This window comes from Glutamicibacter soli, assembly GCF_052322135.1.
Taxonomy (GTDB): domain Bacteria; phylum Actinomycetota; class Actinomycetes; order Actinomycetales; family Micrococcaceae; genus Glutamicibacter; species Glutamicibacter soli.
In genome coordinates this window covers 1,000,366-1,026,058 of record NZ_CM125969.1, presented here as the reverse complement: position 1 = coordinate 1,026,058, position 25,693 = coordinate 1,000,366, and the positions used below count along the sequence as shown (strand labels likewise).

Here is a 25,693-nt window from a genome sequence, read left to right as displayed (position 1 = left end):
TTCCCTTCTAAAACAGCGTTGCGTCCGGGGCCTCGCCCTTGACCAGGTAGGAGTGCCACTGGGTGGCCGACACGTCGGTGAGCGAGGCAACCTGGTCGATCACCACGCGCAGCTGCGCGTCCGTATCCGCCGCGTCCTCCCAGTCCGCGGCGAAGATGGGCTCCAGGTTGTCCCGGCCGGTCTCCATCAGCAGCTGGACCAGTTCCGAGAGCAGCGTGCGCTGGTCCTCGTAGAGCGGCTGGCGCCCCTCAGAAGTCATCACGTAGCTGGCGGCGATGCCCTTCATCACCGCGATCTCGTGCGCGGTGGCTTCCGGGACGATCAGGCTCGCGTTGTAGCGGGTCAGGTGCCCGGTGCCGTAGCGGGCGCGGGTGGCGTCCATCGCGGCCGCGGCGAAGCGCCCGATGAACTGACTGGTCATGTCCTTCAGCCCTGCCATGGAGCGGCGCGATCCGTCGAAGTGCGCCACCCATTCCTGGCTCTGCTCCAGGCGGCGCAGCGCCGCCTCGATGTCCTCTTCCGCGGTGGTGGGCAGGTACCAGTCCTTGGTGACCTGCAGCGCCCGCGCACGGGCAGCGTCTTGCTTCAGCCAGCGCAGCTGCAGGTTGCCGCCGACGATGGCGTCCTCCACATCATGCACCGAATAGGAGATGTCATCGGCCAGGTCCATGACCTGGCCCTCCATGCACACCACGCCGGTTTGGGCCTCGGGCACCGAGCGCAGCCAGTCGAAGACCGGTGCGTCATCCGCGTAGACCCCGAACTTGCGGGTGGGTTTCCCGTCGACCTGCGGAGCGTCGGCGCGCAGCCACGGGTACTTGCAGGCAGCGTCCAGCGAGGCGCGCGAGAGGTTCAGCCCGGCCGAGTGGCCGTTGTGCCTGAAGGTCTTGGTTTCCAGCCGGGTCAGCAGCCGCAGGGTCTGGGCATTGCCCTCAAAGCCGCCGATCCCAGCGGCCAGCTTGTCCAGCGCCTTCTCGCCGTTGTGCCCGAAGGGCGGGTGGCCCAGGTCGTGGGCCAGGCAGGCGGTGTCCACCACGTCCGGATCGCAGCCCAGCGCGGCGCCCAGCTCGCGGCCCACCTGGGCCACCTCCAGGGAATGGGTCAGCCGGTTGCGCACGAAGTCGTCCTGGGTCGGGGCGACCACCTGGGTCTTGGCGCTCAGCCGGCGCAGCGCCGAGGAGTGCAGCACGCGGGCGCGGTCGCGTTCGAAGGCGGTGCGGTAGGATTTCTTGGCCGGCTCGGGCACCCAGCGTTCCGCATCGGCATCGGTGTATCCGGGGATCTGAGTCATAGCTCCAAGTCTAGTGACTAATTGGCGGGCCGCCGGGGTTATCCACCGTCGGCGTAGAAGCTGGCCTAGCCGCCGGAGATGTCCAGCTCGGCGGCCTTGATCATTTCGCGGTGCGCATCGGTCATGGTGCGGGTGTCCAGCCAGCCGTCAGGGACGTGGGTCTTCTTGGGGTGGCCGGCGCGTCCACGGGTGCCTTCGGCGGCCTCGCCCGGGTACGGCAGGTCCAAATCCAGCTGGTCCAGCAGTTCGCGCAGACGCGCAAGGGACGGGACCTGGGCCAGCTGGGAGCGGATCTCCCCGCCCACCGGGTAGCCCTTGAAGTACCAGGCGATGTGCTTACGGATGTCGCGCATGCCCTTGCCCTCGTCCTCGAAGAACTCGGCCAGCAGCTCGCCATGGCGGTACACGGTGTCCGCGACCTTGCGCACGCCGGGGCGGATGCGGTCGGCACGACCCTCGAAGGCCGCCTGCAGGTCGCCGAAGATCCACGGGCGGCCCTGGCAGCCGCGGCCGACCATGACGCCGGCGGCGCCGGTCTGCTCCACCATCTCGATGGCGTCCTCGGCGCTGAAGATGTCGCCGTTGCCCAGCACCGGCATGTCGTCCATGGCCTCGCGCAGGGTGGTGATGGCCGACCAGTCGGAGTGGCCGGCGTAGTACTGGCCCGCGGTGCGCGCGTGCAGGGTCACCGCGGCGGCGCCGTGGTCGCGGGCGATCTTGGCGGATTCCAGGTAGGTCTGGTGGTCGTTGTCGATGCCGGTGCGGATCTTCACGGTCAGCGGGACATCTCCCTTGGCCGCCTCGCGGGTGGCCGCCTCGATGATCGAGGTGAACAGGTCGGTCTTCCACGGCAGGGCCGAGCCGCCGCCCTTGCGGGTTACCTTGGGCACTGGGCAGCCGAAGTTCAAGTCGATGTGGTCTGCGCGGTCCTCTTCCACCACCAGGCGCACGGCGGCGCCGACGGTGGCCGGATCCACGCCGTAGATCTGGATGGAGCGGATGTCCTCGTCGTCGTCATGGGAGATGATGCGCATGGATTCCGGGTTGCGCTCGACCAGCGCGCGGGCGGTGACCATCTCGGTGACATACAGCCCGCCGCCGTATTCGCGGCACAGCCGGCGGAAGGCGCGGTTGGTCACGCCGGCCATCGGGGCCAGCACCACCGGGGTCTCGATGGTGAGTTTGCCCAGCTGCAGCGGGGGCAGCTTGAGGGTCGGCGTTTCGCTTTGCACATCAGTCAGGGTCGTCACCACTCCATTATCGCCCATGGGGGCAAATCCAGTGGTGAGATCTTGATCAAACCGCAATGTCACAGTACTGGTTTATCAATCCGCGGTAGTAGAAAATTAGGCTATGACAAGTATTTCTATGCCTGCGAAGGGCGCATTGATCGCCCTGGCAACAATCAGTGTGGGCTTGATTATAGCCGCCCTGATTGTTGTTTCCCTGCGCCCTGCTCCTCCGCTGCGCGATGCGGACACCCCTGCCGGGGTGGTCCAGCGCTACGTGCTCGCGTTCCAGTCCTCGGACCTGTCCGCGGCGCAGAAGCTTGTCGAGGACGGCGGCGACAAGCAGGTCTGCGACCCCTACTCGAGCGGCGGTGAGACCGCGCAGGTCAGCCTGGTTCGCGAGGCCACCACCGAACAGACGTCGACCATTACCGTGTCCATGGCCTATGGGAGCGAAGGCGGGTTGTTCTTCGAATCCTACGAATCGCAGGACGTCTTCGAACTGAAGAAGGTCAACGGCACCTGGCTGATCACCGCTACACCGTGGCAGATGGGCCTGTGCACCGCCGAAGAAATGGGGCTCTAGCCATGAGCTCACCGTCGAAATACGCCACCGGGCAGACCGTCAATGCCCTGCGCGGCCTGATCCTGCACGGCCTGCTGCTGGTCTTGCTGATCCTGCTGGGCACGGGGCTGTCGTTGCTCGTCGGCATGGCCCTGCGTGGCCTGGTCGTCGACGACGACCGGCAGCTGGTCCTGGCCACCGCCTTGGCCTTCACCGTCATCCCCGGGCCGTTGGCTTGGCTGCTGTGGGTGTGGATCCGCAAGAAGCTAATCGACGCGCACCCCACCGATTCGGCCATCTGGTCCCTGCAGGGGGCTGCCGTCTACCTGATCGCGCTGGTGATGTCCTCGGTCGCGCTGCTGCGGCTGCTGTCCGGCCAGGTCGACGGCATTGCCTCGAATTCCTGGCAGGAGTTGACCGGCACCGTCGTGGGCTGGGGCTTGGTGGCCTTCTGGCAATTCCGGATGCTGAATTCAGTGAAGTACGCGCCGCGCGAACTGCCGCACCTTGCGGCCTGCCTGGGCAACGCCTATGCGCTGGGCCTGACCGCATTCTCCTTGGCCGTGGCACTGCGCACCGCACTGGATCTGCTGTTCGTTCCCTCCGTCACTCTGGTGGGCCACAGTCCGCTGCCGCGCCTGCTGGGCTCGGTGATCTGGGTGTTGGGCGCCGCCGCATTGTGGTTCTGGCATTGGAAGCTGCAACGAGTCCAGGCCCTGCGCGATAACTTCAACTCCTTCGTGGTGATGCTGGTCGGCGTCTGCCTGGCCGCGCTGGCCACGCTGCTGGCGGCCACGGCGACGTTGAACATCGTCATGCCGCTGCCGTGGGATTTCACCGAGATGGGCCTACGTTTCGCGGACTCGGGGCCGTTGGCGATCTCCGCGCTGCTGTCCGGAGCCATTTTCTGGATCTACCACCACTGGCAGCTCGTCGGCCGCGGCCTGCTGGTGGTAACGGTGTCGCGGCAGATCATCAGCGGCATTTCACTCGCGCTGTTGGCCAGCGGCTTGGGCATGGTCGTTAACGCGCTGCTCGCTTCGGTCTCCTCGCCGCTGAATTCCGACACCGCGCCGTCGGTGCTGCGCACCGGCATCGCGCTGGCAGTAGTCGGTGTGGTGTTCTGGGCGTTGTACTTCCGTCCGGGGGTCCCGGCAGATCCAGAGTCCCGGCGCGTGTACCTGGTGCTCTTCTTCGGGGTCAGCGCCGTGGTCGCCCTGGTTGCGCTGTTGATTGTCGGTTACCGCGTCTTCGAGATCCTGGTGGCCGGCACGTCTGCTGCGCTGAACCTGTTGGACTACATCCGCGGCCCGCTGGGATGGCTGCTCGCCACCGCGGGCGTATCGGCCTACCATTTCGCGCTGTGGAAGTCGGATCGGGAACGGCTGGCCGCCGGACGGCCCCAAGCCCCGTCGGCCCCGTCCGCAGGCTCCCCGGTTCCGACCGAGCCGGCCCCGGCAGCAGCACGGACGCTCATCGTGGTGGCGCCGCACGGCAGCGACCACCTGCTGTCCACGCTGCAGCTCACCGAAGGCCTGGCGGTGCGCTGGATCGCGTCCAGCGGCCCCCGGCTGCCCGAGGAAATCACCCAGCAGCTGGCCAACCGGATCACCGAGGCCCTGGCCACCCTGCCCGGCTCGCTGTTGGCCGTGGCCGGACCCGACGGACAGGTGAGTTTCACGGAACTGGCGGACTGATCCCGGGCACCGCCGCGAGGGGTGCGGCAAGGAAGGCGCGCTCCTGGCCGGAGACGACGCGTGATCCCACGGCGGACAACGACAGGCCAGGGCGCCTTCGCCTCTTGCCTTCGGGCTCGAAGCCTGCAGGGGTCGATCGGTATTGAACCCTTAGGCATCAACGGGCGAAGGAATCCGACCGGGACTCAACCGAAACGGAGAATTGACGAATGGACCACGTGCGCTTGAGCGGCCAGCTGCTGTGCAAAAACACGACGGAAGCCGAACTGGTGACGGCTTATCTCCCCGGGCATATCGAGCTCACCCGCAAGGAGCCAGGCTGCATCCTTTTCGAGGTCGCACCGACGCAGGATCCGCTGATCTGGTTGGTCGAGGAACGTTTCACCGATCCAGAGGCGTTCAGGACCCACCAAGAACGCGGGGCTTCGAGCTTGTGGGGACGAATGACCAGCGCAATCATCCGCGACTACACGATCAGCGGGCTGGGCTGATAACGCCGCAAGCCATGGCAGGCCTCCGGAGCCGTGTTAGCGTACAGCCGTGGCGGGCGCGCAGGAGTCGACCAGACCCGCTTTTTGGGGTCGGGTTCTGGCTTCGCTCGTGGATTACCTGGTGATCCTCGGGTGGATGCTGGCGCTCGCGGCCACCGTCGCTCTGCTCTGGTTAAGCACCGGCAAGATCTATAACTGGCTTGAGCTGAGCCCGACCGGCGCACAGCTGCTGGGTTCGCGGTCCTGGCGCTGCCCGTGGGCAGCTCCCTGTTTCCCACCGAGTCCTCCGCCGCCCGGGCGACACTGGGCCAACGCCGGCTGCAGCTCCAGGTCGTCGACGGGCGCACCGGTGAACGGGCTTCCTTACCGCAGATCCTGCTGCGCATCGCGGGCAAGCTGCTGCCGTAGAAGATCGCGCCTTTCTCCGTCTGGAATTTCGCGGCCATCGCTTCCACCGCCAGCAGCATGTTTCCGGTCTGGCTCTACACGGCGGCGGTTGTCGCCAACGTGCTGCCGGCGATTTATCTGCTGATGCCCGAGGTACAGCGCGAGGGCCGCGGCCCGCATGACCAAGCGGCCGGCACCAAGGTCCTCAGGCTCCGGCCAGCGCCAGCAGAACTCCTCCCAGAGCGCCGATAACCACCACGCTCCACGGCGGAAGCTTCCACGACACCAGCAGCACGAAACACAGCAGGCCCAGGGCGAACTGTCCTGCTCCCGTGACCGCGCTGGTGAACACCGGGCTGTATAGCGCGGCGGCCAGGATACCCACCACCGCCGCGTTGGCTCCGCGCATGAGGGCCTGCGCCCGCGGATGCGCTGACACTTTGTTCCAGAACGGCAGCACCCCCACTAGCAGCAGGAAGCCGGGAAGGAAGATGGCCGCCAAGGCGATCGCTGCACCGAGCACGCCGCCAGGACCCACCGTGGAGATGGTTCCCAGATAGGCGGCGAAGGTGAACAGCGGCCCTGGCACTGCCTGCGCCGCTCCGTATCCGGCCAGGAAATCCTGGTTCGAGACCCAGCCGGTGTCCACCACCGCGCCCTGCAGCAGCGGCAGCACCACATGCCCGCCGCCGAAGACCAGCGCGCCCGAACGGTAGAACGCGTCAAACAGCGACAGCGCTCCCCACCCCGTGGCCGCCGCCGCAATCGGGGCACCCACCAGCAGCAGGGCCAAAGTGCCCAGGCTGACAGCGCCGGCACGGCGGCTGACAGTGAAACGCAGCGGCGCCTCCGAGCTCCCTGCCTGTGTAAGCTCAGGCGTGCGGCAAAAGAAGTAGCCGGCCGCCAGACCCAGCACGATCGCCAGCACCTGTCCCAGGCTGCCGCCCAGCAGCAGGGCGGCCAGCGCGGCGGCCACCGCAATCGTGGCGCGGGTGGCATCCGGGGTCAGCGTCTTGGCCATGCCCAGCACCGCCTGGGCGATGATGGCCACCGCCACGATCTTCAGCCCGGAGAGCACCCCCTGACCTATCGTCCCGGAGAAGAGCGAGGCGCCGTAGGCGAACAGCGCCAGCAGCACCGCGGAGGGCAGCGTGAAGGCGGCAAAGGCGGCCAGCGCCCCGCGCATCCCGGCGCGATGCAGGCCCAGGGCGAAACCCACCTGGCTTGAGGCAGGCCCGGGAAGGAACTGGCACAGGGCCACCAGCTGCGCATACTGCGTGTCGGTGACCCAGCGGCGGCGTTCGCTCAGCTCGGTCCGGAAGTAGCCCAGGTGCGCTATCGGCCCGCCGAAAGAGGTTAATCCTAGCTTCAGGAAGACCCGGAACACTTCCCACGCCGATCCCCTTGGGGTGTGCTGCTCGCTGTTCATGGAATCAGCCTACTCGGGCAAGGAAAACACCAGGTAAACGGCGTTTCGTCCAGAACTAGCGGTGGATTTTCTGCCGGGTTTCCACCGCTGCGGTGGTCCCGCGAGCCCCCGATACCGAAGCCAGCGCCACCGCCAGCAGGGTCAGCAAGGTGCCCAGCACCGTCGCGGTGCTCACGTGGCTGCCGGCGGCCGGCACCACGATGTCCAGCACCAGCGAACCGACCAGCTGCCCGCCCACCGCGGCCAGGCTGGTGACCAGCACCCCCAGCCGCTTGATCACGGTGGCGGTCAGGCCCACGAAGATGCAGCCCAGCAGCCCGCCGATGTAGTACCAGGGCTCGGTGGGCAGCGGCGCAAGCTCCACCCCGCCGGCCAAGCGCGCGAGCAGCACGGTGGCCAGCACCGCGAAGCCCACCACGAAATTCACCATGGTGGCGGCGATCGCACTGCCGTAGGCCGCTGACTGCGCCCCGTTGGCCGCGCCCTGGAAGCCCATCAGCATGCCCACCAGCAAGGCGAAGCCCATGGGCAGCAGCTGGCTGGCCAGCTCGGTTCCGGCCGCGCCGGGGTTCACCGCCCACACCACACCCGCAATGGTCAGCACCACGCCGGTCACGCGCAGCGCGTTGATCTTGCGCGGCACCGCCCCGCCGAAGCCCACGCGGTCCATCACCATGGAGCCGATGGACTGCCCGGTGACCAGGCAGACGGTGAACAGGGCCACCCCGATCAGCGGGACCGTGGCGGACTGGCTGAACACGATCATCGCTCCGACCGCGCCGGCGGCCAGGTACCACCAGGGGAACCGGCGCGCGCGCAGCACCGCGGGGATCCGCCGCACGCCCCGACGGGCCGTGGGTGCCACCAGCGCGGTGAGCACCAGGGCCAGCATGCCCACCCCGAAGCTGAACGTGGCCGCGGCGATCGGGTCGCCCAGCGCCGTGGCCAGCGCACCGTTGATGCGCGACTGGATGGACAGCAGCAGCCCGGAACCGACGCTGAGCAGGATGAAAAGCAGGGTGCCGCCGGTGCGGGAGCCCGGCGTGGTGGTGCGGGAGGTCAAGAGCTGGCTTTCGTGCGGTAGATGTCCGGTTCACAAACTGCAACGGGACCTGCAATGCAGGTCCCGTTGCAGTGTGCCATGGCTAGCGAGCTGCGTCGCTCGCCATGATGTGGGTTGTGGAGATGACGGTGGCCTGCTCCACGCTGGCCAGCGCATCGACCAGCGAGGAGAGAACGAACATCGACGAGTCGACTTCGAGCTTCACCGGGTACTGGTAGACCAGCATGGCGACCATGTCGCGCACCGCCTCGGCCACCTCGTCGTCGCTGAAAGCCGGGTTGTGTCCCACCAGCACGTCGGAGGGGGCGTTCTCGCGGGCAGGGATGTAGCTGACGGCGAAGGCCAGCGGCACCCCGCCCTCGGACTTCGGCTTGTCGCGCAGCACCAGCGCGGCCTGCGCCCCGGTGTTCTCGTCCAGCAGCATGCGCTGGGCCGAGCCCACGGTCATGGCCGCCGGGTCCCAGTCCGCGTGCACCGCATTGTAGAAGTCCATGACCAGGCGGGTCAGTTCCACGCTGCCGGTGGACAGCTCCTCGATGACGCGGTCATTGGTGTCGAACACCGGTTCCGCCAGGGCTCCGGGTTCGATGATGACGTCTCGCGAGACCTGGATTTCGCCCAGGCCCAGCGCGGCGCAGAACGCCGCGGCGGCCTGCGCGCTGTCGCCGGCGGTCACGGTGTAGCGGGCCTTGAGCTCGCTCGCGGTCCCCGCCGGGATCTGCTCGCGCAGCCGCGCCACCAGTTCGGTGCCCACGCCGTTGCGGCGCATGTCCGGGGCGACCTCGACGTACAGCCACAGCCGCTGCGGGTGCAGCGACGAGGCGAAGACGACGCCCGCGCCGACGGCCACCGTGTCGACGGTGGCCACCAGCGTGCGGGAGAACGGCGCATCGCTGTTCTCGCGCAGCATGGTGCGATCCTGGTGGGCCTGCGGGGAACGCGGGTCGCCGAAGATCTGCAGCAGCTCAAGGTCGTCCCCGGAACGCCAGGGGCGGAATTCCAGTTCATTCATCGGGCGCCTAGGCTCCGTTCAGACGCTCGGCGAGGTAGGTCGCCACCTGGTCCAGGGAGACGCGCTCCTGGGCCATGGTGTCGCGCTCGCGGATGGTCACTGCCTGGTCCTCGAGGGTGTCGAAGTCCACGGTGATGCAGAACGGGGTGCCGATTTCGTCCTGGCGGCGGTAGCGGCGGCCGATGGCGCCGGCATCGTCGAAGTCGATGTTCCAGCGCTTGCGCAGCTCGGCGGCCAGGTCCTTGGCCTTCGGCGAGAGGTTCTCGTTGCGCGAGAGCGGCAGCACCGCGGCCTTGACCGGAGCCAGGCGCGGGTCGAGCTTGAGCACGGTGCGCTTGTCCACGCCGCCCTTGGTGTTCGGGGCTTCGTCCTCGGTGTAGGCGTCGACCAGGAATGCCATCATCGAACGGGTCAGGCCGAAGGACGGCTCGATCACGTACGGGGTGTAGCGTTCGCCGGTGGCCTGGTTGAAGTAGCTCAGCTCGGCGCCCGAGGCCTTGGCGTGGCTGGACAGGTCGTAGTCGGTGCGGTTGGCGACGCCCATGAGCTCGCCCCATTCCGAACCCTGGAAGCCGAAGCGGTACTCGAAGTCGATGGTGCCGGCCGAGTAGTGGGCGCGCTCATCCTCGGGAACGTCGAACTGGCGCAGGTTCTCTTCCTTGATGCCCAAGTCCAGGAACCAGTCCCAGCAGTCCTTGACCCACGCATCGAAGAACTTCGGTGCGTCTTCCGGAGCAGTGAAGAATTCGATCTCCATCTGCTCGAACTCACGGGTGCGGAAGATGAAGTTGCCCGGGGTGATCTCGTTGCGGAAGGCCTTGCCGATCTGGCCGATGCCGAACGGCGGCTTCTTGCGGCTGGCGGTGAGCACGTTGGCGAAGTTCACGAAGATGCCCTGGGCGGTCTCCGGGCGCATGTAGGCCAGGCCGGCTTCGGAGTCCACCGGGCCGAGGAAGGTCTTCATCAGGCCGGAGAACTGCTGCGGTTCGGTGAACTGGCCCTTGGTGCCGCAGTCGGGGCAGGCGATTTCGCTCATGCCGTCCTGCGGGGCGCGGCCCTTCTTGGCCTCGAAGGCCTCGATCAGGTGGTCCTGGCGGTGGCGCTTGTGGCACTGGGTGCACTCGACCAGCGGGTCGGTGAAGGTTGCGACGTGGCCGGAGGCCTCCCAGACGGCCTTGGGCAGGACGATGGACGAGTCAAGACCCACCATGTCCTCGCGGCCGCGCACGAAGTTCTGCCACCATTCGCGCTTGATGTTTTCCTTCAGTTCGGTGCCCAGGGGCCCGTAGTCCCATGCGGAGCGGGAACCGCCGTAAATTTCACCGGCCTGGAAGACGAACCCGCGACGCTTTGCGAGGGAAATGACCTGATCAAGCTTGGACTGTGGCGCCATATCAACTCCATAGGAAATTACGAGGCCGCTGGTTGCGGTCCGTAGAAAAATACATACCCTCCAAGACTATCGTTTCAAGGCCTGTGAAACTAAGTCGGTCCAAGTTATCGGCAGGTGAACTTCCCCGCTCTTTTGCCACAGCAGCGCATGGACACCCCGTGCATAGGGAAGAATGGAGCACATGAGTGCTTCCGAAGCTTTTGAACTTGAAATCCGCGACGAGTCCATCCGGCTGGGACAGCTGCTGAAGCTGGCCAATCTTGCCGAAGACGGCATCCACGCCAAGGAACTGATTTCCGAGGGCGAAGTGACCGTGAACGGCCAGGTGGAAACCCGCCGCGGCGCACAGATCCGCCAGGACGACGTGGTGTGCGTCAACGGAGAATGCGTGAAGGTTTCCAGCCGCGCCTAGTTCAAGGAAGTTCGGCTTCTGCGATGGACGCTGGACGGCCAGCATTCAAAATTGCGCCAGCTTGAACACCCGCCGGTGCTTGCCAATCGCGAGAACCAGCACTGGTTCCGTGTCCCGGCCGAAAAGGTTGGGAGGCCCTTGTGATTTAGAGCGGCATACACAATCGCTAAGCCACGCTTCTTGAAACGCCCGGATCTACACCGCTGAGACCCACTCCAAGGCAACTCGTCCCGAGGGCTGCGGAGGCGCTTGCCGACTGATTGGGAATAGATCAAGGTGTTCAAAGGGCAAGTCTTGGTCTTTGCCTAGCGGTTTTTCTCTGGTGACGACTGGACGAAGATAATCAAATATGAAGGACGTTGTTCTGCTACCGATATACGGTAGACGACTCGTTTTGTGTCAAAGCTTCTGGCTTCAAAGTGCCTGGTGGCAGCGCGAAGCGACAATCTGACGATTACAGGCTAAAGCGATCGCTTTTGGTGTCCCATAATTCGAACGCCATACGCGACTCCGGAGCAGCGCGGGTCGCTACAACCATTCGCGGCTAATAGGCCTCGAAAAGCTTGATCGCAGAGGCCATCGAATCACCTTCGAGCCATTCGATCTCCAGCCGTCGATGAAATCAATCAGTGCATCTTGTGAGTCCATGGAAACACCATCGACAGTTGACTCTTCGTTCGGCACCTTTCTGCCTGTTTCCCATAGGTCAAGATATCCGGCAAGGAATCCACGGAATGGTAGATTCTTAGATCGCCGGTACCAAGGTCTTTCCCCACTCACGGTGACGACAAGAGCAAAGCCTAGTTGTTTGCCGTTGGAGACTCTCGCGATGTAGGTATTTCCATATGGCTGACGGGTATCGTCAAAAGGGGATGAAGTTGGATCCGTATCCACGGCCTCTCTTCGAATCGAATACGTCCATTATGAATCTACCCAGGTATCCGATGGCGGACGTGCGTCCGATAATGCGAAATGTCGCATCAACAATCACCAGGGTGGAGGTGCATATCGTTCCACTGAGGGACCCCTCTACAGGACGACAGGCGCACACAACCTCTCAAAGCCGTGGCACAGTTAGACTTCTTCCGTATCAATATTGTCCTGTTTGCGGCTCAACACTGCTTTTGCTCACAGCATCATGCTCGTGCTGTCGTGTTTAAACCAATTCCTAGAAAGGTGCGGCATTGCCCAATTGGCATAAAAGATTGCATCGTTGGTTTGGCACAAAAGAAGAAAAAATGTGGCGGCGAATTCGTTCTTGGCCACTACCCGCGAGGGACGTGCTTGCCATTGCTTTTGTTGTTCTGGCCATTTCATGCGTGGCGGTACCCTCGACTATAGCGAGAACCGAAGTTCGGCATAACGCGCAATTGGTTGTGAGCCAACCTAAAGACATCGCAATATTATTGGCGGTGCACCCGAGCAGGCGGTCTGAAGATACGTATTACGCTCAGTTCCGTGGTGAAGAAGTCACGCTTGACGGCGGCTGGTTCATTGAAAATCCTGAACCAGGAACAATCGTAGAAGCGGTTCAGGATCCAGAAAGGACAGATCATGTCGTTGTCGTTGGTTCGCCACAAAGTTGGACCACATCTCATTGGGTCACTGTTCTTGAATGCGTGCTCGGTCTAATCCTTGCTGTCGCCGGAGCACTTTATGCAGGGACTAAATTTCTTTCAGAACGCGCTGATCCCCTGATTGAAGGAATTTTTGACTTGACGGAGTCGATCTGGCGTTGGTTTAAGAAGGGTCCTCGGCCAAATAGGTGAAACTTATTATCCGTGCGCGAACCTGTGATCAGGTCTGCACAGGGTCAGGCTGTCCGTAGGCAAAACTTTGACAGGCTCGTCGACGTGCCGTCGCACTTGCAAGACTTCATCCATGATTCGAGCATAGGCCCTCGCGTAGCTGCTACCCGCAAAGCCAATATCTTCCCACAAAGGAAACTTTGAACGGGACAGAGTGTGATGTCAGGCGTTGAATGGATGCTCAGGTCGCAAGTGGTGTCCTTCTTTGACATGCGAGTAGTCTCGCGCCGTTGTTACTAATCCTGAATCGTCGAATGAAAGCACTGTGCATCCCGAAACGGTCATTGGTTGGTCCTTGATGTACATGACCACCCAGTACTCGACGGAAGCCGAACTTCCATAGACGATTGGTTCGCTGAACCAAGTTTCTGCCGGTTTGCTTTCCTCCGCGAAGCATTCCTCCAAATAGGTGCGCAGACCGCTAGACCCACTCAATGGTCTAAACATCGAGGCCCAGTGGACGCCGTCATCAGCTTGCAAGCCAACAATTGCATCCACGTCCTTGAGTGGCCAAGCGTTGGCCCATGTTGTCGCCCAGCGTTGCGCGGCTTCGATAGTTTGCATGTTGAATTCCTGTCGACGTAGATGATCTCTGACAGCAAGTTGTTTGGGCCGCGCGAGCAGCCCGGTTCCCACAAGACTTGCAATTGCTTGCAGCACTACTTTCGGCCAAGCAGATTCGCGTTATAGGTTCGTTCAGTGTTGCTCTGTGCTGATTTTTTCAAATTGTCGCGCAAGCCGGTATCCAAACGGGACGAAAAACCAGCTGACTAGGTATGCAACCAATTCTGAAATCCGCTGAAAACTGGCTGTCCCGTATACCCCGCCCGCAAAATTGCCCGGAGAAGGTACCCTATTCGGAACGCCGAAAGAACTGTTTGAATGGTTGCATTAACCAGAGCACGACGACCAGCGAACTAGCTCGTTCCCATTCTCCATCATTTTTATGGCCCCTCTGATGCCTACCCCGAAACCGCGATAGGTCGCGCCACTAGTCCAGAACTACGTTGCTACTCGTCCCGAAACTCGGTGCCTCATCGGTAAAAAGTTGTCCAGACTGAAGACCATTCATCGTGGTCCACAGGGTCTGAGCCAAGTACTCAGGCCCTGCGCGTCGAATCTAGGACTCCAGCTTCAAGACTTCGCGTTTGAGGAAGGCATCGACATCGTGGATTTCTTCCATACTCACAGAGTGGGCAATCTGCGGGTAGGTCTCGCTGGTCAGCTCGGTGTGGGACGGAACCCAGCCAAGGGTGAATTCGATCTTGTCACGGGTGATGACCGGGTCAGCGAGGTCCCGACCCCAGAACAGCGGCAACGGGTTGGCCTTGAGCTTCGCGTCATCGAAGATCTCCAGTTCCGCGGCTTCTACTGCGAAACCGGACAGGCCGACCACTGCGGACACCGCTTCGCGCTGGTAGCGGGCCAGTGACGTGGCCATGGCCATGCCCTGTGAGAAGCCGAGCAGCGTCAGGGACGAGTGCTGGGCCGCAATCGGTTCCAGGAAGGCCCAGAGGTCTTTCACGCTTTGCGCCACTGCGTCGACAGAGTAGTCGATCTCCTGCGACAGCGGGAACCAGCTGAACCCCGGTCCGGCCTGCAGCGGAGCCCGCACCGAAAGATAGGTGAATTCCTGCGGCAAATAGCGCGACAGGCCCATCAGGTCTTCTTCATTCGAGCCGTAGCCGTGCAGGAACACCAGCAGCGGCGTGCCCAGTCGGGATTCATCATTGCGGGAAATCAGCGCAACCGTGGATGCTTCAGGATTAGTCATAGTGCTCTAAGCCTAGCGACCCCCGCCCCTCGCCAGCGCATCGGACGACGCCAAAAGTACCAATCGCCCCGTTGCAATTCTGTAACGTTTGGATTTACTCGGGGCGTTGGCTCAACCATCGTGGTTGACTTGTGGAAATAGATGAACGATGTTTTCTCCACCCACCGAAAGCAGCCTCCGCGATGAATTTTGATGACGCCCCGCCGGAACTGATCGAAGAGCTCAACGATCCGGAAACACTGTTCGATTCCGACCCGACCGGCACCATGGAATCCGCCTTTGCCGGCGTCAGCATTTTGTCCATACTCTTCATTGTCATTTTCACGCTGGTGGTCGTATTCATCATCGTTGTCTGGGTACGCAACTACCGGGCGGCGAAGAACGCCGGGGTTGACATCTTCACCGTGCAGACCGACATCGCGGCAAAGGCCTCGAAGTCCGCGCTGCTCGCCCCGGCCCAGTCAAAGGAGGACCGGCTGCGTGAGCTGGACGATCTGCGTTCCAAGCAGTTGATCAGCGCCGAGGAATACGCCGAGGCCCGCAGCAAGGTCCTGCTCGGATAGTTTTCTCGAATCGTTGACACAACGTTACTAACGAGTAACAATGTAGCTTGTGGCTATTTCCCCAAGTTTCGAAACTCCTGATTCCGAGAATTCCACGGTGCACCCTTGGCGGCGCTATGTAGCGGTCGGCGATTCTTTCACCGAGGGCGTGGGAGACCCCGATCCCCTGGCCCCGCAGTCCTTCCGCGGCTGGGCCGACCGTCTGGCCCAGGAGCTCAGTCGGGGCGTGCCTGACTTCGCCTACGCCAACCTCGCGATCCGCGGCCGGCTGATTGCCCAGATCATCGAGGAGCAGGTCCAGCCGACCATTGATCTGAAGCCCGACTTGATTTCCATCTGCGCCGGAGGCAACGACGTGCTGCGCCCGGGAGGGGATCCGGACAAGATCGCCGACCAGCTCGATTCCACGATTTCCCGGCTGAATTCCACGGGGGCCACCATCCTGCTGTTCACCGGGCCGGATATCCGGGATACTCCGGTGCTCGGAAGCATCCGCGGCCGCGTGGCCATCTACAACGAGAATGTCCGCACCGTCGCCGCACGCTACGACGCGATCGTGGCAGACATGTGGGCGCTGCGCGAACTGCACCAGCCGGTGATGTGGTCTGCGGACCGCCTGCACTTCTCGCCGCTGGGCCACCAGCGCATTGCGGCGATGGCACTGGATGCCTTGAACGTCCCGCACACGCTTGACACCCGCATCGACGCAGTCGAGGACACCCGCAGCTGGAAGGAAGCGCGGATCGAGGACCTGCACTGGGCCCGCGAGCACCTGGCCCCGTGGGTACTGCGCCGGCTGCGCCACCAGTCTTCAGGCGACGGCATCACGGCCAAGCGCCCCACCCCGACGCCTTTTGCCGAGAGCACGCCGAACGACTCGCTGGGAGCCGGCGACAGCGCTCCCTAGCCCCGAACATGCCGAAGGCCGCATCACCGATAACTGGTGGTGCGGCCTTCGTTCCATGCCATGTCGCTCTCGATTAGTCCTCGTCGAAAACCAGTGTGCGCAGCACCCCGTCCAGCTGGGCGGCGTCTGTCAGGAATCCGTCGTGGCCGATCGGCGAATCGATGTAGTGCACCGGCTTGGGCGTGGCCAGGGAAGCAGCGAGCTTCACCGACTGCTCCGGGTAGTACAGGCGGTCGGACTTCACTGCCGCCACCAGCACGTTGACCTGTTCCAGCCGCGCCAGCGCGTGTTCGAAGGATTCATGCCCGCGGGCCACGTCGTGGCTCATCAAGGCCTCGGTGAGGACCAGGTAGCTGTTCGCGTCGAAGCGGTTGACCAGCTTGCTGGCCTGGTGGTCCAGGTAGCTCTCCACCTGGTAGCGTCCACGGCGCCCTTCGAAGGGAGCATCGGGGACCTCGCCGTCCTGCGCCTTGCGGCCGAAGCGGTGCTCCAGCTCCGCCTCGGAACGGTAGGTCAGGTGGGCCAGCCGGCGGGCCAGTCCCAGCCCCTCGTCCGGGCGCGCCTGGTTCTGGTAGTAGTCTCCCCCGGCGAAATGCGGATCAAGCCGGATGGATTGGGTCTGCACCTGCGCGAACGCTATCTGTTCTGCGCTGGCTTGGCCGGTGGAAGCCATGACCACCAGGTTCGCGACCTGCTCAGGGAATTCAACCGCGTATTCCAGGGCCCGGGCTCCGCCCATGGACCCGCCGAGCACGGTATGCCAGCGCTCAATTCCCAGCTGTGTAGCCAACCTTTGCTCCAGCCGTACCGAATCCTTGATGGTGACGAACGGGAAACGCGAACCCCACGGCACACCTTGCTCATCCAGCGATGCGGGGCCGGTGGATCCATTGCAACCGCCGACCATGTTCACCGAGACCACGTAGAAGCGGTCGGTGTCCACTGTCAGGCCGGGGCCGACGAAGTCCTCCCACCAGCCGTCGGTTTGCGAATCGCCCCGGGAGACGTGGGCGTCTCCGGTCAGGGCGTGCATCACCAGCACTGCGTTGCTGCGCTCGGAATTCAGCTCCCCCCAGGTTTCGTAGGCCAGGGCCACCTGCGGCAGGTAGCCGCCGAACTCGAAGGAGTACTCGCCCACGGACGCACGGCGCAAAATGCCGTGGGTCCCTTCGGCGAGCTCTTCGGTGCCGATGGTGTCTTCGGTAGTCACAATGGATGCCATGCCTAGCGGGTTTCCTGCAGTTCCTTGCCCTCAAGGGCTGCGACCGCCTGGAACCCAAGCTCGAGGTCGGCCAGGATGTCGTTGATGTTCTCCAGCCCGACGCTCAGGCGCACCAGTCCCGGGCGCACCCCGGCGGCCAGGCGCTCCGCGTCGGAGAGCTGGGCATGGGTGGTGGAGGCCGGGTGGATGACCAGCGAGCGGACGTCACCCAGGTTCGCCACATGGGAGTGCAGCTGCAATGCGTCCACAAAAACCTTGCCGGCTTCGACTCCACCGGGCAGGTCGAAGGCCAGCACCGAGCCGGCGCCCTTCGGGCTGTACTTGCGTCCGCGCTCGAACCACGGCGAGGATTCCAAGCCGGCGTAGGCCACAGCTTCCACATCGGCGCGGGCTTCGAGCCAGTTCGCGACAGCGGAGGCGTTCTCCACGTGGCGTTCGATGCGCAGGGACAGGGTCTCCAGACCCTGGGCGATCAAGAACGCGTTGAACGGCGCCGGGGCCGAACCCAGGTCGCGCAGCAGCTGCACGCGGGCCTTGAGGATGTAGGCCAGGTTGGCGCCGAGGATGCCATTGACGCCCAAGTCGCGGGCGTAGACCAGGCCGTTGTAGGACTCGTCGGGGGTGTTGAAGCTCGGGAAGCGCTCGGGATCCTTGGAGAAGTCGAAGTTGCCCGAATCTACGATCACGCCGGCGATCGCGGTGCCGTGGCCGCCGAGGAACTTGGTGGCCGAATGGATCACGATGTCCGCACCCCATTCGATGGGGCGGATCAGGTACGGGGTAGCCAGGGTGCTGTCAACCAGCAGCGGCACGCCGACCTCGTGGGCGATCGCGGAAATGCCCTCGATGTCCAGCACATCCTGGCGCGGATTGGAGATGGTCTCGCCGAAGAACGCCTTGGTGTTCGGCTGGACGGCGTCGCGCCATTCCTGCAGGTTGTCCGGGTCGGAAACGAAAGTGACCTCGACGCCCAGCTTCTTCAGCGTGTGCTTGAGCAGGTTCTGGGTTCCGCCGTAGAGGCTCGGGCTGGCCACCAGGTGGTCGCCGGCCTCGGCGATGTTCAGGATCGCGAAGGTGGTTGCCGCCTGGCCGGAGGACAGCAGCAGTGCGCCCACGCCGCCTTCGAGGTCGGCGATGCGGGTTTCCACGGCCTCGGTGGTCGGGTTGCCGATGCGGGTGTAGATCGGCTCCAGCTCCTGCAGGGCGAAGCGCGCTGCGGCGCTTTCGGCGCTCGGGAAGACGAAGGACGTGGTCTGGAAGATCGGCAGGGAGCGAGCACCGGTAACCGGGTCAGGGCTCTGTCCTGCGTGGATCTGACGGGTTTCAAACGACCAATTGTTGCTCATGGCAGCCTCCAAAAGTTCTGTAACTATGGGGGTACACCACTGAACACACACCACCGGGAAGAACCTCAACGAGGTGCTGCCAGAGGGGTAACCCGCGCTTGTCCTTGACGCCGAGCGGCTCAAGGGCCAGGTCTTCACCCGGGGCACCCCACCGCGGTTGGAGGGTTGCCGCCCAGTAAGCCGGGGCTTGTTACTGGGACTCATGACCTGCCACCAGTGTGCCCGAAAATCGAATATCTTGGCAACCCGAGGCCGGATCCAGAGTCTCAATCGGTCATATTCACGTCCGAGCGACGTCTTATTGCACAGAATTCGACAAGAGTCCAGATCTTAGGATCACCTAAGTAGAGACTGGGATCACATTGTTGTCATGATTGGCACATGATGAGGCTAGATCACGTTACGTACGCATGCGGCCCGGATGGGCTGATGCCAACCGCTGAAAGAATTGCAGAGTCCCTGGGCCTGGAATTCGTCAAGGGAGGCGTGCATCCACGGTTTGGAACTCGCAATGTAATTTTCCCGCTGAAGCACAACCAGTACCTTGAGGTCGTCGAGGTACTGAACCATCCGGCCAGCCTCAAGGCACCTTTCGGACAGGCCGTGCGCGCGCGCTCCGAGCTGGGCGGCGGCTGGATGGGTTGGTGCGTGTCATTGGACGACCTGAGCGGAGCGGAAGAACGCCTGGAACGCAAGGCAGTTCCCGGGAACCGCAAGTTCCCCGACGGCCGCGAACTGACCTGGCAGCAGATCGGCATCAAGGGCCTGATCGCGGATCCGCAGGTGCCCTATCTGCTGCGCTGGGACGACGGCACCGAGGACCTGCATCCGTCGCGCGCGCTGGAGCCTACCGGTGAAATCAGCGAGATCAACATTGCAGGATCCCGCGAGCGCGTGCTTGAATGGCTGGGGCAGCCGGAGAACGTGAATCTCGGACCGGTGACCACCAAGTACCAAGCTCCCAACGGGACGCCGGGCATCCTGTCGGTAACTTTCAATACCGCCAAGGGCACGGTCGTTCTCTAGGAACATCGGGGACCACAGCACAAGATAGGCGGGGACAATGGAGTCCCCACCTACCTTTGCTTGTTAATTGGACGGTTGGTGCAGCCCTAGGATCCGGGTAGCTGCACCAGCTGGCAGTTTTCGACTCCCGCGGCCGCCCGTTTCACCCAGCTGATTTGGGACTGCTCGTCCAGCGCGTTCAGCGCGTCGAGCTGCTCAGACTGGGCTGAGTCGACGAATTCCCGGTCTGCCTTTGTAGTCCACCATTGGTACAGCAGGTTGGACTGCGCCCACATGTGCCGCTGCGCTTCGGTAGCGGCACTCGAGGTGCCAACAATGCCGTGGCTCGCCGCAAGGCTGCCCAAACATTGTTCGGTGGGGTTGACCGACATTTTCATGGCCAGATCCCACTTGACGGTTTCCGGGGAATAGCGGTCCTCGAAGCCCAGCAGCAGACCGCCGGTTGCCTCGGCATGGGCCTTGCTGCTGGTGATGATGCGCGGCTGCTGGATTCCTGTGGCCTGTTCCAACTGGCCGACACCCGCGGTGATGTTAGACCTCCAGTCGTTCCAGTGCTCCGCTTCCCCGGGCCAGAAACAGTACTCGTGCCCGTCGCCGGGTTCTTCGCAGCGTAGCTCGGAGGTGCGGCTGAGCTGCTGCTCTTCGCCCGCATCCTGCGCCGCCAGCGCCCCGCCGCCCCAGAGCACTGTCAGCGACAATGCTCCGGCCACGGCCAGCGCGCGACGCGCCATTCGGTTCATGTTCTGCGCCTTGACGCAGATGGCCAACACGCCCAACATCGACCAGCCCAGATAGCACAGGGCGACTGCCTGGATGACTATGGGATTCGGTGCCGAATCCCGGGTGCAGCACTCTGAAAGCCCTGCCATGTTGCTCAGCATGGGGCCAGGGGCCACCAGGGAAAGCAGTTGCAGTCCGGAGAACAACACGATGCTCAGCCCGATGGCCAGCTTCGGGGCGAACAGCAGTCCCAGCCCCAAACCGCCCAGGCACAGGCCCAGCATCATGAGCATGGAGAGCAGGAATAGTCCGGGGTCGGGGACGAACACTTCGCCCATCCGGTACATCACCGTCGCGTAGCCCAGCAGGTAGGCGCTGGCGCCGACAACCAGCGGGGGCGCCAGCAGCTGCAGGGCGGTTGCCGCGATGCGGTGCGGTCCGCGTACCCGGCGCAGGGCCGCGATGCCGAAGCGGCCGCCCACCCATGCGGCGTAGGTGCCCAGCACGACGCCGCAGAAGAGCATGCCGAAGGAGGAGGCGACGCTCAGGCCTTCCCTGCTGGTATGTTCGGTCTCCACCGGAACCAGCAGCGCCAAGAGCTCGGTGAAGATCAGCATCGCCATCAGCGCGAGGCAAGCCCGCGACTTGCTCCAGAGTTCGGCGAACTGCATGTCTTCCCTTCGAGTTCCTGACGGATGCTCTCTCATCAGGAAGTCTTTCATCAGATTGGCGGATATTTTGTACCGGAGTAACTTTATCCGCTTTTTCTGGACGTCCGCTTCAAATACCCTGCTGGTTAGGGAACCAGCCGTTTGCCCAGCACTGCGACGTTCAGGCGTTCGAAACCGAGTTTTTCGTAGAACTGCGTAACCGAGTCATTGCCGGCGCGGACCATCAGCTGGACCTTGACGGTTCCCCGGGCGCGCAGCCATTCTGCTGCCGCTTCGACGATGCGCCACCCGCAGCCCTGGTCCTGCAAGTCGGGGTCGACGGCGACGTAGTAAAGCCAGCCGCGATGCCCGTCATCTCCGGCCATGGCGGTGGCGGCCAGCCGCTCCCCCTGGACGAGCGCCAGGATGGTGGACTCAGGGCCCGCGAGGGCCTTGCGGGCGTCGGCGTGCGGATCGTTCCACGGTCGGGTCAGCCCGGTGTGTTCCCACAGCGCGACAGCCCGCTCGACCCAGGCCTCGGAAAGTTCGATTAATTCCATGTCAGAAGGCTATGGGAAGGCTACGCGCCGATGCCAATCGCCGGTCCGAGCAGCAGGTAGCCGACGAAGCCGATGGCATCGAGCAGGAAGTGCGCGATCACCAAGGGCATGACCCGGCCGTAGCGGTGGTAGACCCAGCCGAACACCACACCCATGACCACGTTGCCGATCATCGGCCCGATGCCTTGGTAGAGGTGGTAGCTGCCGCGGATCAGCGCCGAGGCTAGGATCGTGGTCCACAGTCCCAGCTTGAGCTTGCGGACGTAGGTGAACAGGAAGCCGAGCATGATCACTTCCTCCAGCACCGCGTGGCGTGCGGCCGAGAGCATGAGCACCGGGACGCTCCACCAGTAGTCCCCGAGGTTCGCGGTGGACAGCGCCGTGGTGATGCCCAAAGCCCTGCCCGCAGCGTAGACTCCGAGGGTTCCCAGGCCCATGGCCAGGAACAGGCCGGCGCCCAGCAGCGTATCCCGCCCGGGTTTGCGCAGGTCGAAGCCGATCATCGACACGGTGGTGCCGGTGCTGCGCTTCATGAGATAAAGCGCCAGCAGCACGGGAACCAGGGCGAAAACGATGTCCAGCAGCTGGTAGGCCAGGTCGAAGTACTCGCGGGTGCTCAGCGGGTTGTTCATCGAGGTCGTCTGCTCGGACAGCGGCGCCTTGGTGACCTTGTCGGCGAAGCTGATGATCGAGTACACCGCGCTCTGTCCCAGGCACAGGGCCATCACCAGCGCGATCTCGATCTTCAGCGTGCGCCGGTCCACGGTTTGGGTGCTGGTCTGTGCATTCACGTCTTTGATCATAGACCGCGCACGCTGTGCGGACACCCAGCGATCGGGACGCCATGCGATAGCCTGAAGAAGCTGTTTTCCCTGATCCGCGAAGCGAGTTGCCTGTGTCCCGTCCCGCCACCGAAGCCGAGATGAACCTGGGCACGATGCTGCGCCCGGACCTGCCCTGGGAAGGAGGGGTCGTCAACGAGGGCGGACAGTTCCACACCGTGCTGCTGGCCAACGAGCAAGCTGTCATCCGCATGGCCCGTACACCCCAAGCCAGTGCCCAGATGCCGCGCAGCGTCCGGCTCCACCGGCTCCTTGCCGAGCAGCTGGATTACCTGCTTCCCACTGACTGCAGCGACATCCTGACCATCGACGGGCTATCTTCGGTGGCCACCGTATTCGTACCGGGGAGCGCCCACGAACCGCATAGCGGAGACCCTGCGCCACTTCGCCGCTTGGTTCGGGAGCTGGCCGAGGTGCACCTGCAGCCGCTGGAAGATGAACTGGCCGAGCCCTTTGCATTTCGAGGTCCGTGGACGCCGGCGCGCCAGCAGAAATGCTTCGATGCGCTTCCGGAAGAGCTCCGCTCGGCGTCCGCGCTCCTGTGGGATCAGTTGGATTACCTGGCGCAAAGCCCAACCAGCTTGGTCCACGGCGATCTCGCTGGCCACAACATGCACTGGGTGGACGGGAAGCTGGTCGGAATCCTGGACTGGGATCTTGCCTGCGCCTGGGACCCTGCGTTGAATACGGCCTACCTGTCCTTGTGGCATGGGCAGGACCTGATCGAGCAGATTGCCCCGGATGCCGAGCAGGCCCGCAGAGCCAGGATCTGGCTGGGCCTGATGAGCCTTGAACGGCTCTCCGACACGCTCACGCGCAGCGACAGTCCCCGGCTGGACAAGCTCATGCGCAAGATCGGCCCGCGCATCCTGTCCGCGGCCGAGGCGGCGGGCTCCCGCCCGCGTTAGTCTGCCGGGCTTCCGGTCGGGTCCTGCCATGCGGGTGCGGCTAGCCGAGGACAGGCATGCCCCCGGCGGCCAGGGCCTTGCGTTGGGCCGCGGTGATTTTGGCGTCGGTGATGATCCCGGTGAGGTGTTCGGTATCCAGGATGACGAACGAGCGTTGGCCGATCTTGGATGAATCCACCACCACGAAGCTGCGCGCGGACTGCCGGATCAGCTGTTCGTTGACCGCCGCTTCCATCTCGTCGCCGACCATCGGGCCGGTGTCCGCATCCAGCCCATTGACCCCCACGAAGGACAGGTCGAGGGTGATCTTCGCGAGCGAGGACTGCGCCATGGGGCCGACCAGCTCGTAGGAGCGGTCGTTGAGCACCCCGCCGGTGACCATGACCCGGATGTGCGGGCGCACCGCCAGCAGCGAGGCGATGTTCACGGCGTTGGTGACCACTGTCAGGGTGACCCGCCCCGGCTCCCCCACCAGTTCCTGGCGCAAGCCCAGCTCGGTGGCGATGGCCTTGGTGGTGGTGCCTCCGGACAAGCCGACCACCATGTCCTTGCGCACCAGCGCGGCGGCGGCCTTGGCCACCTGGGCCTTCTCTTCGTCGTGCTCCTCGCGCTGGTAGCGCGAGGGCAGCTCGTAGGCCACGGAGTTGGAGACCGCTCCGCCGTGGGTGCGGGTCAGCAGCGAGGCCGCGGCCAGTGAATCCAGGTCCCGGCGGGCGGTTGCCGGGCTGGTGTCCAGCTGCTGCACGATCTCATCGACGTCGATCTGGCCGCGGCTGGCCAGCAGGTCGAGGATGTGGTTAAGCCGCTCCTCGCGTTTCATGGATCCTGCCCCTTACTTGGTCAGTGCGTTCAGCGTGCTGCGCAGCTGGCGCACCTGTTGCTCCGACACCCTGATGGTGCCGGCATAGTGTGTCTTGGCGGAGAAATGCACGGCAGCCGCACCGGCGCCGCGCGCCGGGCCGATGTCCTGCGCCCTCATGCCGCCGCCGGCCATGATCTGGATCCTGCCGGCGGCCGCCTGCGCCATCCGGGCAATGACCTCCAAGCCCTCGCCGGCGGCGTCTCGCCCTCCACTAGTCAACACTCGGTGGATGCCAAGTGCCAAAAGCTGTGTCACGGAGGCCACCGGATCCGCGCTGGCGTCGATGGCCCGGTGCATGGTGATTTCAAGCTCCGGATTCACCTCCAGGCCGGCCGCGGCCATCCGTGCCACGGCTTCCAGGTCCACCGCGCCTCCGGCGTCCAGCGCCCCGAGCACCAGCCCGTCCACGCCGGAGCGGGCCAGCCGCCTCGCCTGCCGTTCCATGACCCGCAACTCCGCGTCCTCGTAGTGGAAGTCGCCGGGCCGGCTGCGCAGCAGCGCGTGCACCCCCAGCGCCGGGCGGTGTTCCAGGATGTCGTCCAGGACTTCGGGTCCCGGGGTGATGCCGCCCAGTTCCAGGGCTTCGCAGGCCTCGATGCGGTCAGCCCCGGCGGCCGTGGCCGTCCGGGAGCACCGCCCGCTGGTGGCGACGATTTCCAGGGCCGTGCTCGGTTCCATTACTTCACCGCTCCGGCGGCCAGGCCGCCGATCAGGCGCTTCTCGATGAGCGCGAAGAGGACGATGACCGGGACGATGGCCACGATGGAGACGCCGAAGACGTACTGCCAGGCGGTGGCGTACTGGCCGACGAACTTGGTCAGCGCCACGCTCAGCGGCTGGTTCTCGGCGGTGGACAGGATCACCAGCGAGGCGGCGAATTCATTCCAGCAGGACACGAAGGTGAAGATCACCGCGGTGACGATGCCCGGCCAGACCAGCGGCAGGTTGATGGTGAACAGCACACGCAGCTTGCCGGCGCCGTCGATCTGCGCCGCCTCGTCGATGCTGCGCGGCACCCCGGCGAAGAAGGAGTGCATGATCCACACCGCGAAGGCCAGGTTGAAGGCCGCGTTGATCAGAATCATGGCCAGCCAGGTGTCGTTCAGGTCCCAGGCCAGCATCTGCTTGAACAGGCCGGCGGTGAGCACCGCCGGCTGCAGCATCTGGGTGACGATCACCAGGAACATGAACACCATCTTGCCCGGGAACTTGAAGCGCGCGGTGAAGTAGGCGGCCGGGGTGGCCACCAGCAGCACCAGCAGGGTTGCGAACACGGAGATCACGATGGTGGAGATGAGATTGTAGGGCACCGGGGTTTCCGGGGTGTCCCACATGCTGACGTAGTTGGACCACTGCAGCCCGTCCTGCGGCATGAAGCTCGGCGGGATCTGCAGGATTTCGGCTTGGGTCTTCAGCGAGCCGATCATCATGGTGCCGTACGGGATCAGGAAGACGATAACGACCACCAGGCCGATGATCATGCGGCCGATGACCGTCTTGCGGCTGGCGCGGTCTTCGGTATCGAGGAAAGCCACG

The 25,693-nt window shown here is 64.1% G+C and carries 26 protein-coding genes and 1 riboswitch; of the genes, 10 read left to right on the top strand and 16 right to left on the bottom strand.

The window, feature by feature from the left end:
• Positions 1–7 precede the first annotated feature (7 nt).
• Positions 8–1,291: a deoxyguanosinetriphosphate triphosphohydrolase gene (locus ACTX90_RS04905; RefSeq protein ID WP_047118574.1), complete on the bottom strand. Its 1,284-nt coding sequence runs from the start codon at positions 1,289–1,291 to the stop codon at positions 8–10.
• Positions 1,292–1,356: 65 nt separating this feature from the next.
• Complete coding sequence (gene dusB / locus ACTX90_RS04900; protein ID WP_082123832.1) at positions 1,357–2,559, bottom strand: tRNA dihydrouridine synthase DusB; 1,203 nt, start codon at positions 2,557–2,559, stop codon at positions 1,357–1,359.
• Between the two features lie 85 nt (positions 2,560–2,644).
• On the opposite strand from dusB, the gene ACTX90_RS04895 reads away from it, so the two are divergent.
• The 4 genes from ACTX90_RS04895 (at position 2,645) to ACTX90_RS04880 (ending at position 5,681) form a co-directional block, all read left to right on the top strand.
• Entirely contained in the window at positions 2,645–3,106 is a 462-nt protein-coding gene (locus ACTX90_RS04895) for a hypothetical protein (RefSeq protein WP_443443334.1), read from the top strand.
• 2 nt (positions 3,107–3,108) lie between these two features.
• Entirely contained in the window at positions 3,109–4,782 is a 1,674-nt protein-coding gene (locus ACTX90_RS04890) for a DUF5671 domain-containing protein (protein WP_113606697.1), read from the top strand.
• Between the two features lie 209 nt (positions 4,783–4,991).
• Positions 4,992–5,273 (top strand): putative quinol monooxygenase, encoded by a 282-nt coding sequence (locus tag ACTX90_RS04885; protein ID WP_443443333.1) that lies wholly within the window; start codon positions 4,992–4,994, stop codon positions 5,271–5,273.
• Positions 5,274–5,528: 255 nt separating this feature from the next.
• Positions 5,529–5,681 carry a hypothetical protein gene (locus tag ACTX90_RS04880; RefSeq protein ID WP_181728039.1) on the top strand — a complete coding sequence of 51 codons (153 nt, stop codon included), beginning with the start codon at positions 5,529–5,531 and terminating at the stop codon, positions 5,679–5,681.
• Between the two features lie 184 nt (positions 5,682–5,865).
• Here ACTX90_RS04880 and chrA read toward each other — a convergent pair whose 3' ends face one another.
• The 4 genes from chrA to ACTX90_RS04860 all read right to left on the bottom strand — a co-directional run bounded on the left by chrA (position 5,866) and on the right by ACTX90_RS04860 (position 10,557).
• Positions 5,866–7,089, bottom strand: a complete 1,224-nt coding sequence (gene chrA, locus ACTX90_RS04875; RefSeq protein WP_113606698.1) for a chromate efflux transporter — start codon at positions 7,087–7,089, stop codon at positions 5,866–5,868.
• Positions 7,090–7,144: 55 nt separating this feature from the next.
• The gene (locus ACTX90_RS04870) at positions 7,145–8,152 is read right to left on the bottom strand and encodes a DMT family transporter (RefSeq protein WP_113606699.1); all 1,008 of its coding nucleotides are present in this window, start codon (positions 8,150–8,152) and stop codon (positions 7,145–7,147) included.
• An 82-nt stretch (positions 8,153–8,234) separates the two neighbouring features.
• Entirely contained in the window at positions 8,235–9,164 is a 930-nt protein-coding gene (locus tag ACTX90_RS04865) for a GNAT family N-acetyltransferase (protein WP_047118568.1), read from the bottom strand.
• 7 nt (positions 9,165–9,171) lie between these two features.
• Positions 9,172–10,557: a glycine--tRNA ligase gene (locus ACTX90_RS04860; RefSeq protein ID WP_047118567.1), complete on the bottom strand. Its 1,386-nt coding sequence runs from the start codon at positions 10,555–10,557 to the stop codon at positions 9,172–9,174.
• 181 nt (positions 10,558–10,738) lie between these two features.
• On the opposite strand from ACTX90_RS04860, the gene ACTX90_RS04855 reads away from it, so the two are divergent.
• Together ACTX90_RS04855 and ACTX90_RS04850 are read left to right on the top strand one after the other, a co-directional pair.
• Positions 10,739–10,969 (top strand): RNA-binding S4 domain-containing protein, encoded by a 231-nt coding sequence (locus ACTX90_RS04855; protein ID WP_047118645.1) that lies wholly within the window; start codon positions 10,739–10,741, stop codon positions 10,967–10,969.
• Between the two features lie 1,184 nt (positions 10,970–12,153).
• Positions 12,154–12,738: a hypothetical protein gene (locus ACTX90_RS04850; protein ID WP_443443331.1), complete on the top strand. Its 585-nt coding sequence runs from the start codon at positions 12,154–12,156 to the stop codon at positions 12,736–12,738.
• A 201-nt stretch (positions 12,739–12,939) separates the two neighbouring features.
• On the opposite strand, the gene ACTX90_RS04845 is transcribed toward ACTX90_RS04850, so the two are convergent.
• On the bottom strand, positions 12,940–13,341 hold the full coding sequence (locus ACTX90_RS04845; protein WP_113606700.1) for a nuclear transport factor 2 family protein: 402 nt from the start codon (positions 13,339–13,341) through the stop codon (positions 12,940–12,942).
• A 556-nt stretch (positions 13,342–13,897) separates the two neighbouring features.
• A complete protein-coding gene (locus ACTX90_RS04840; protein WP_113606701.1) occupies positions 13,898–14,551 on the bottom strand; it encodes an alpha/beta hydrolase in 654 nt (217 codons plus the stop codon).
• Between the two features lie 182 nt (positions 14,552–14,733).
• Between ACTX90_RS04840 and ACTX90_RS04835 the strand changes: the two genes are divergently transcribed.
• Entirely contained in the window at positions 14,734–15,114 is a 381-nt protein-coding gene (locus ACTX90_RS04835; protein WP_053797598.1) for a hypothetical protein, read from the top strand.
• A 55-nt stretch (positions 15,115–15,169) separates the two neighbouring features.
• The gene (locus tag ACTX90_RS04830; RefSeq protein ID WP_181728056.1) at positions 15,170–16,021 is read left to right on the top strand and encodes an SGNH/GDSL hydrolase family protein; all 852 of its coding nucleotides are present in this window, start codon (positions 15,170–15,172) and stop codon (positions 16,019–16,021) included.
• Between the two features lie 73 nt (positions 16,022–16,094).
• Here the strand turns inward: ACTX90_RS04830 and metX are convergent, their stop codons facing one another.
• The gene (metX, locus tag ACTX90_RS04825; protein ID WP_443443329.1) at positions 16,095–17,243 is read right to left on the bottom strand and encodes a homoserine O-acetyltransferase MetX; all 1,149 of its coding nucleotides are present in this window, start codon (positions 17,241–17,243) and stop codon (positions 16,095–16,097) included.
• A 2-nt stretch (positions 17,244–17,245) separates the two neighbouring features.
• Positions 17,246–18,589: a bifunctional o-acetylhomoserine/o-acetylserine sulfhydrylase gene (locus ACTX90_RS04820; protein ID WP_113606704.1), complete on the bottom strand. Its 1,344-nt coding sequence runs from the start codon at positions 18,587–18,589 to the stop codon at positions 17,246–17,248.
• Between the two features lie 89 nt (positions 18,590–18,678).
• Positions 18,679–18,797: riboswitch (SAM riboswitch) on the bottom strand.
• 173 nt (positions 18,798–18,970) lie between these two features.
• On the opposite strand from ACTX90_RS04820, the gene ACTX90_RS04815 reads away from it, so the two are divergent.
• Positions 18,971–19,615 carry a VOC family protein gene (locus ACTX90_RS04815; protein ID WP_047118564.1) on the top strand — a complete coding sequence of 215 codons (645 nt, stop codon included), beginning with the start codon at positions 18,971–18,973 and terminating at the stop codon, positions 19,613–19,615.
• An 86-nt stretch (positions 19,616–19,701) separates the two neighbouring features.
• Here ACTX90_RS04815 and ACTX90_RS04810 read toward each other — a convergent pair whose 3' ends face one another.
• The 3 genes from ACTX90_RS04810 to ACTX90_RS04800 form a co-directional block, all read right to left on the bottom strand.
• Positions 19,702–21,006 carry a hypothetical protein gene (locus ACTX90_RS04810; protein WP_047118563.1) on the bottom strand — a complete coding sequence of 435 codons (1,305 nt, stop codon included), beginning with the start codon at positions 21,004–21,006 and terminating at the stop codon, positions 19,702–19,704.
• 125 nt (positions 21,007–21,131) lie between these two features.
• Positions 21,132–21,545, bottom strand: a complete 414-nt coding sequence (locus ACTX90_RS04805; protein WP_047118562.1) for a GNAT family acetyltransferase — start codon at positions 21,543–21,545, stop codon at positions 21,132–21,134.
• A 20-nt stretch (positions 21,546–21,565) separates the two neighbouring features.
• Positions 21,566–22,348: a CPBP family intramembrane glutamic endopeptidase gene (locus tag ACTX90_RS04800; RefSeq protein ID WP_113606705.1), complete on the bottom strand. Its 783-nt coding sequence runs from the start codon at positions 22,346–22,348 to the stop codon at positions 21,566–21,568.
• Positions 22,349–22,440: 92 nt separating this feature from the next.
• Between ACTX90_RS04800 and ACTX90_RS04795 the strand changes: the two genes are divergently transcribed.
• On the top strand, positions 22,441–23,295 hold the full coding sequence (locus ACTX90_RS04795; RefSeq protein WP_060617033.1) for a phosphotransferase family protein: 855 nt from the start codon (positions 22,441–22,443) through the stop codon (positions 23,293–23,295).
• A 40-nt stretch (positions 23,296–23,335) separates the two neighbouring features.
• Here ACTX90_RS04795 and ACTX90_RS04790 read toward each other — a convergent pair whose 3' ends face one another.
• The 3 genes from ACTX90_RS04790 to ACTX90_RS04780 are packed head-to-tail and all read right to left on the bottom strand — an operon-like array spanning position 23,336 to position 25,692.
• On the bottom strand, positions 23,336–24,115 hold the full coding sequence (locus tag ACTX90_RS04790) for a DeoR/GlpR family DNA-binding transcription regulator (RefSeq protein ID WP_047118560.1): 780 nt from the start codon (positions 24,113–24,115) through the stop codon (positions 23,336–23,338).
• A 12-nt stretch (positions 24,116–24,127) separates the two neighbouring features.
• Positions 24,128–24,835, bottom strand: coding sequence for a copper homeostasis protein CutC (locus ACTX90_RS04785; protein ID WP_052772284.1), 708 nt, complete (start codon positions 24,833–24,835; stop codon positions 24,128–24,130).
• On the bottom strand, positions 24,835–25,692 hold the full coding sequence (locus tag ACTX90_RS04780) for a carbohydrate ABC transporter permease (RefSeq protein ID WP_231735983.1): 858 nt from the start codon (positions 25,690–25,692) through the stop codon (positions 24,835–24,837). Before ACTX90_RS04780 ends, ACTX90_RS04785 begins: the two co-directional genes overlap by 1 nt.
• Position 25,693 lies beyond the last annotated feature (1 nt).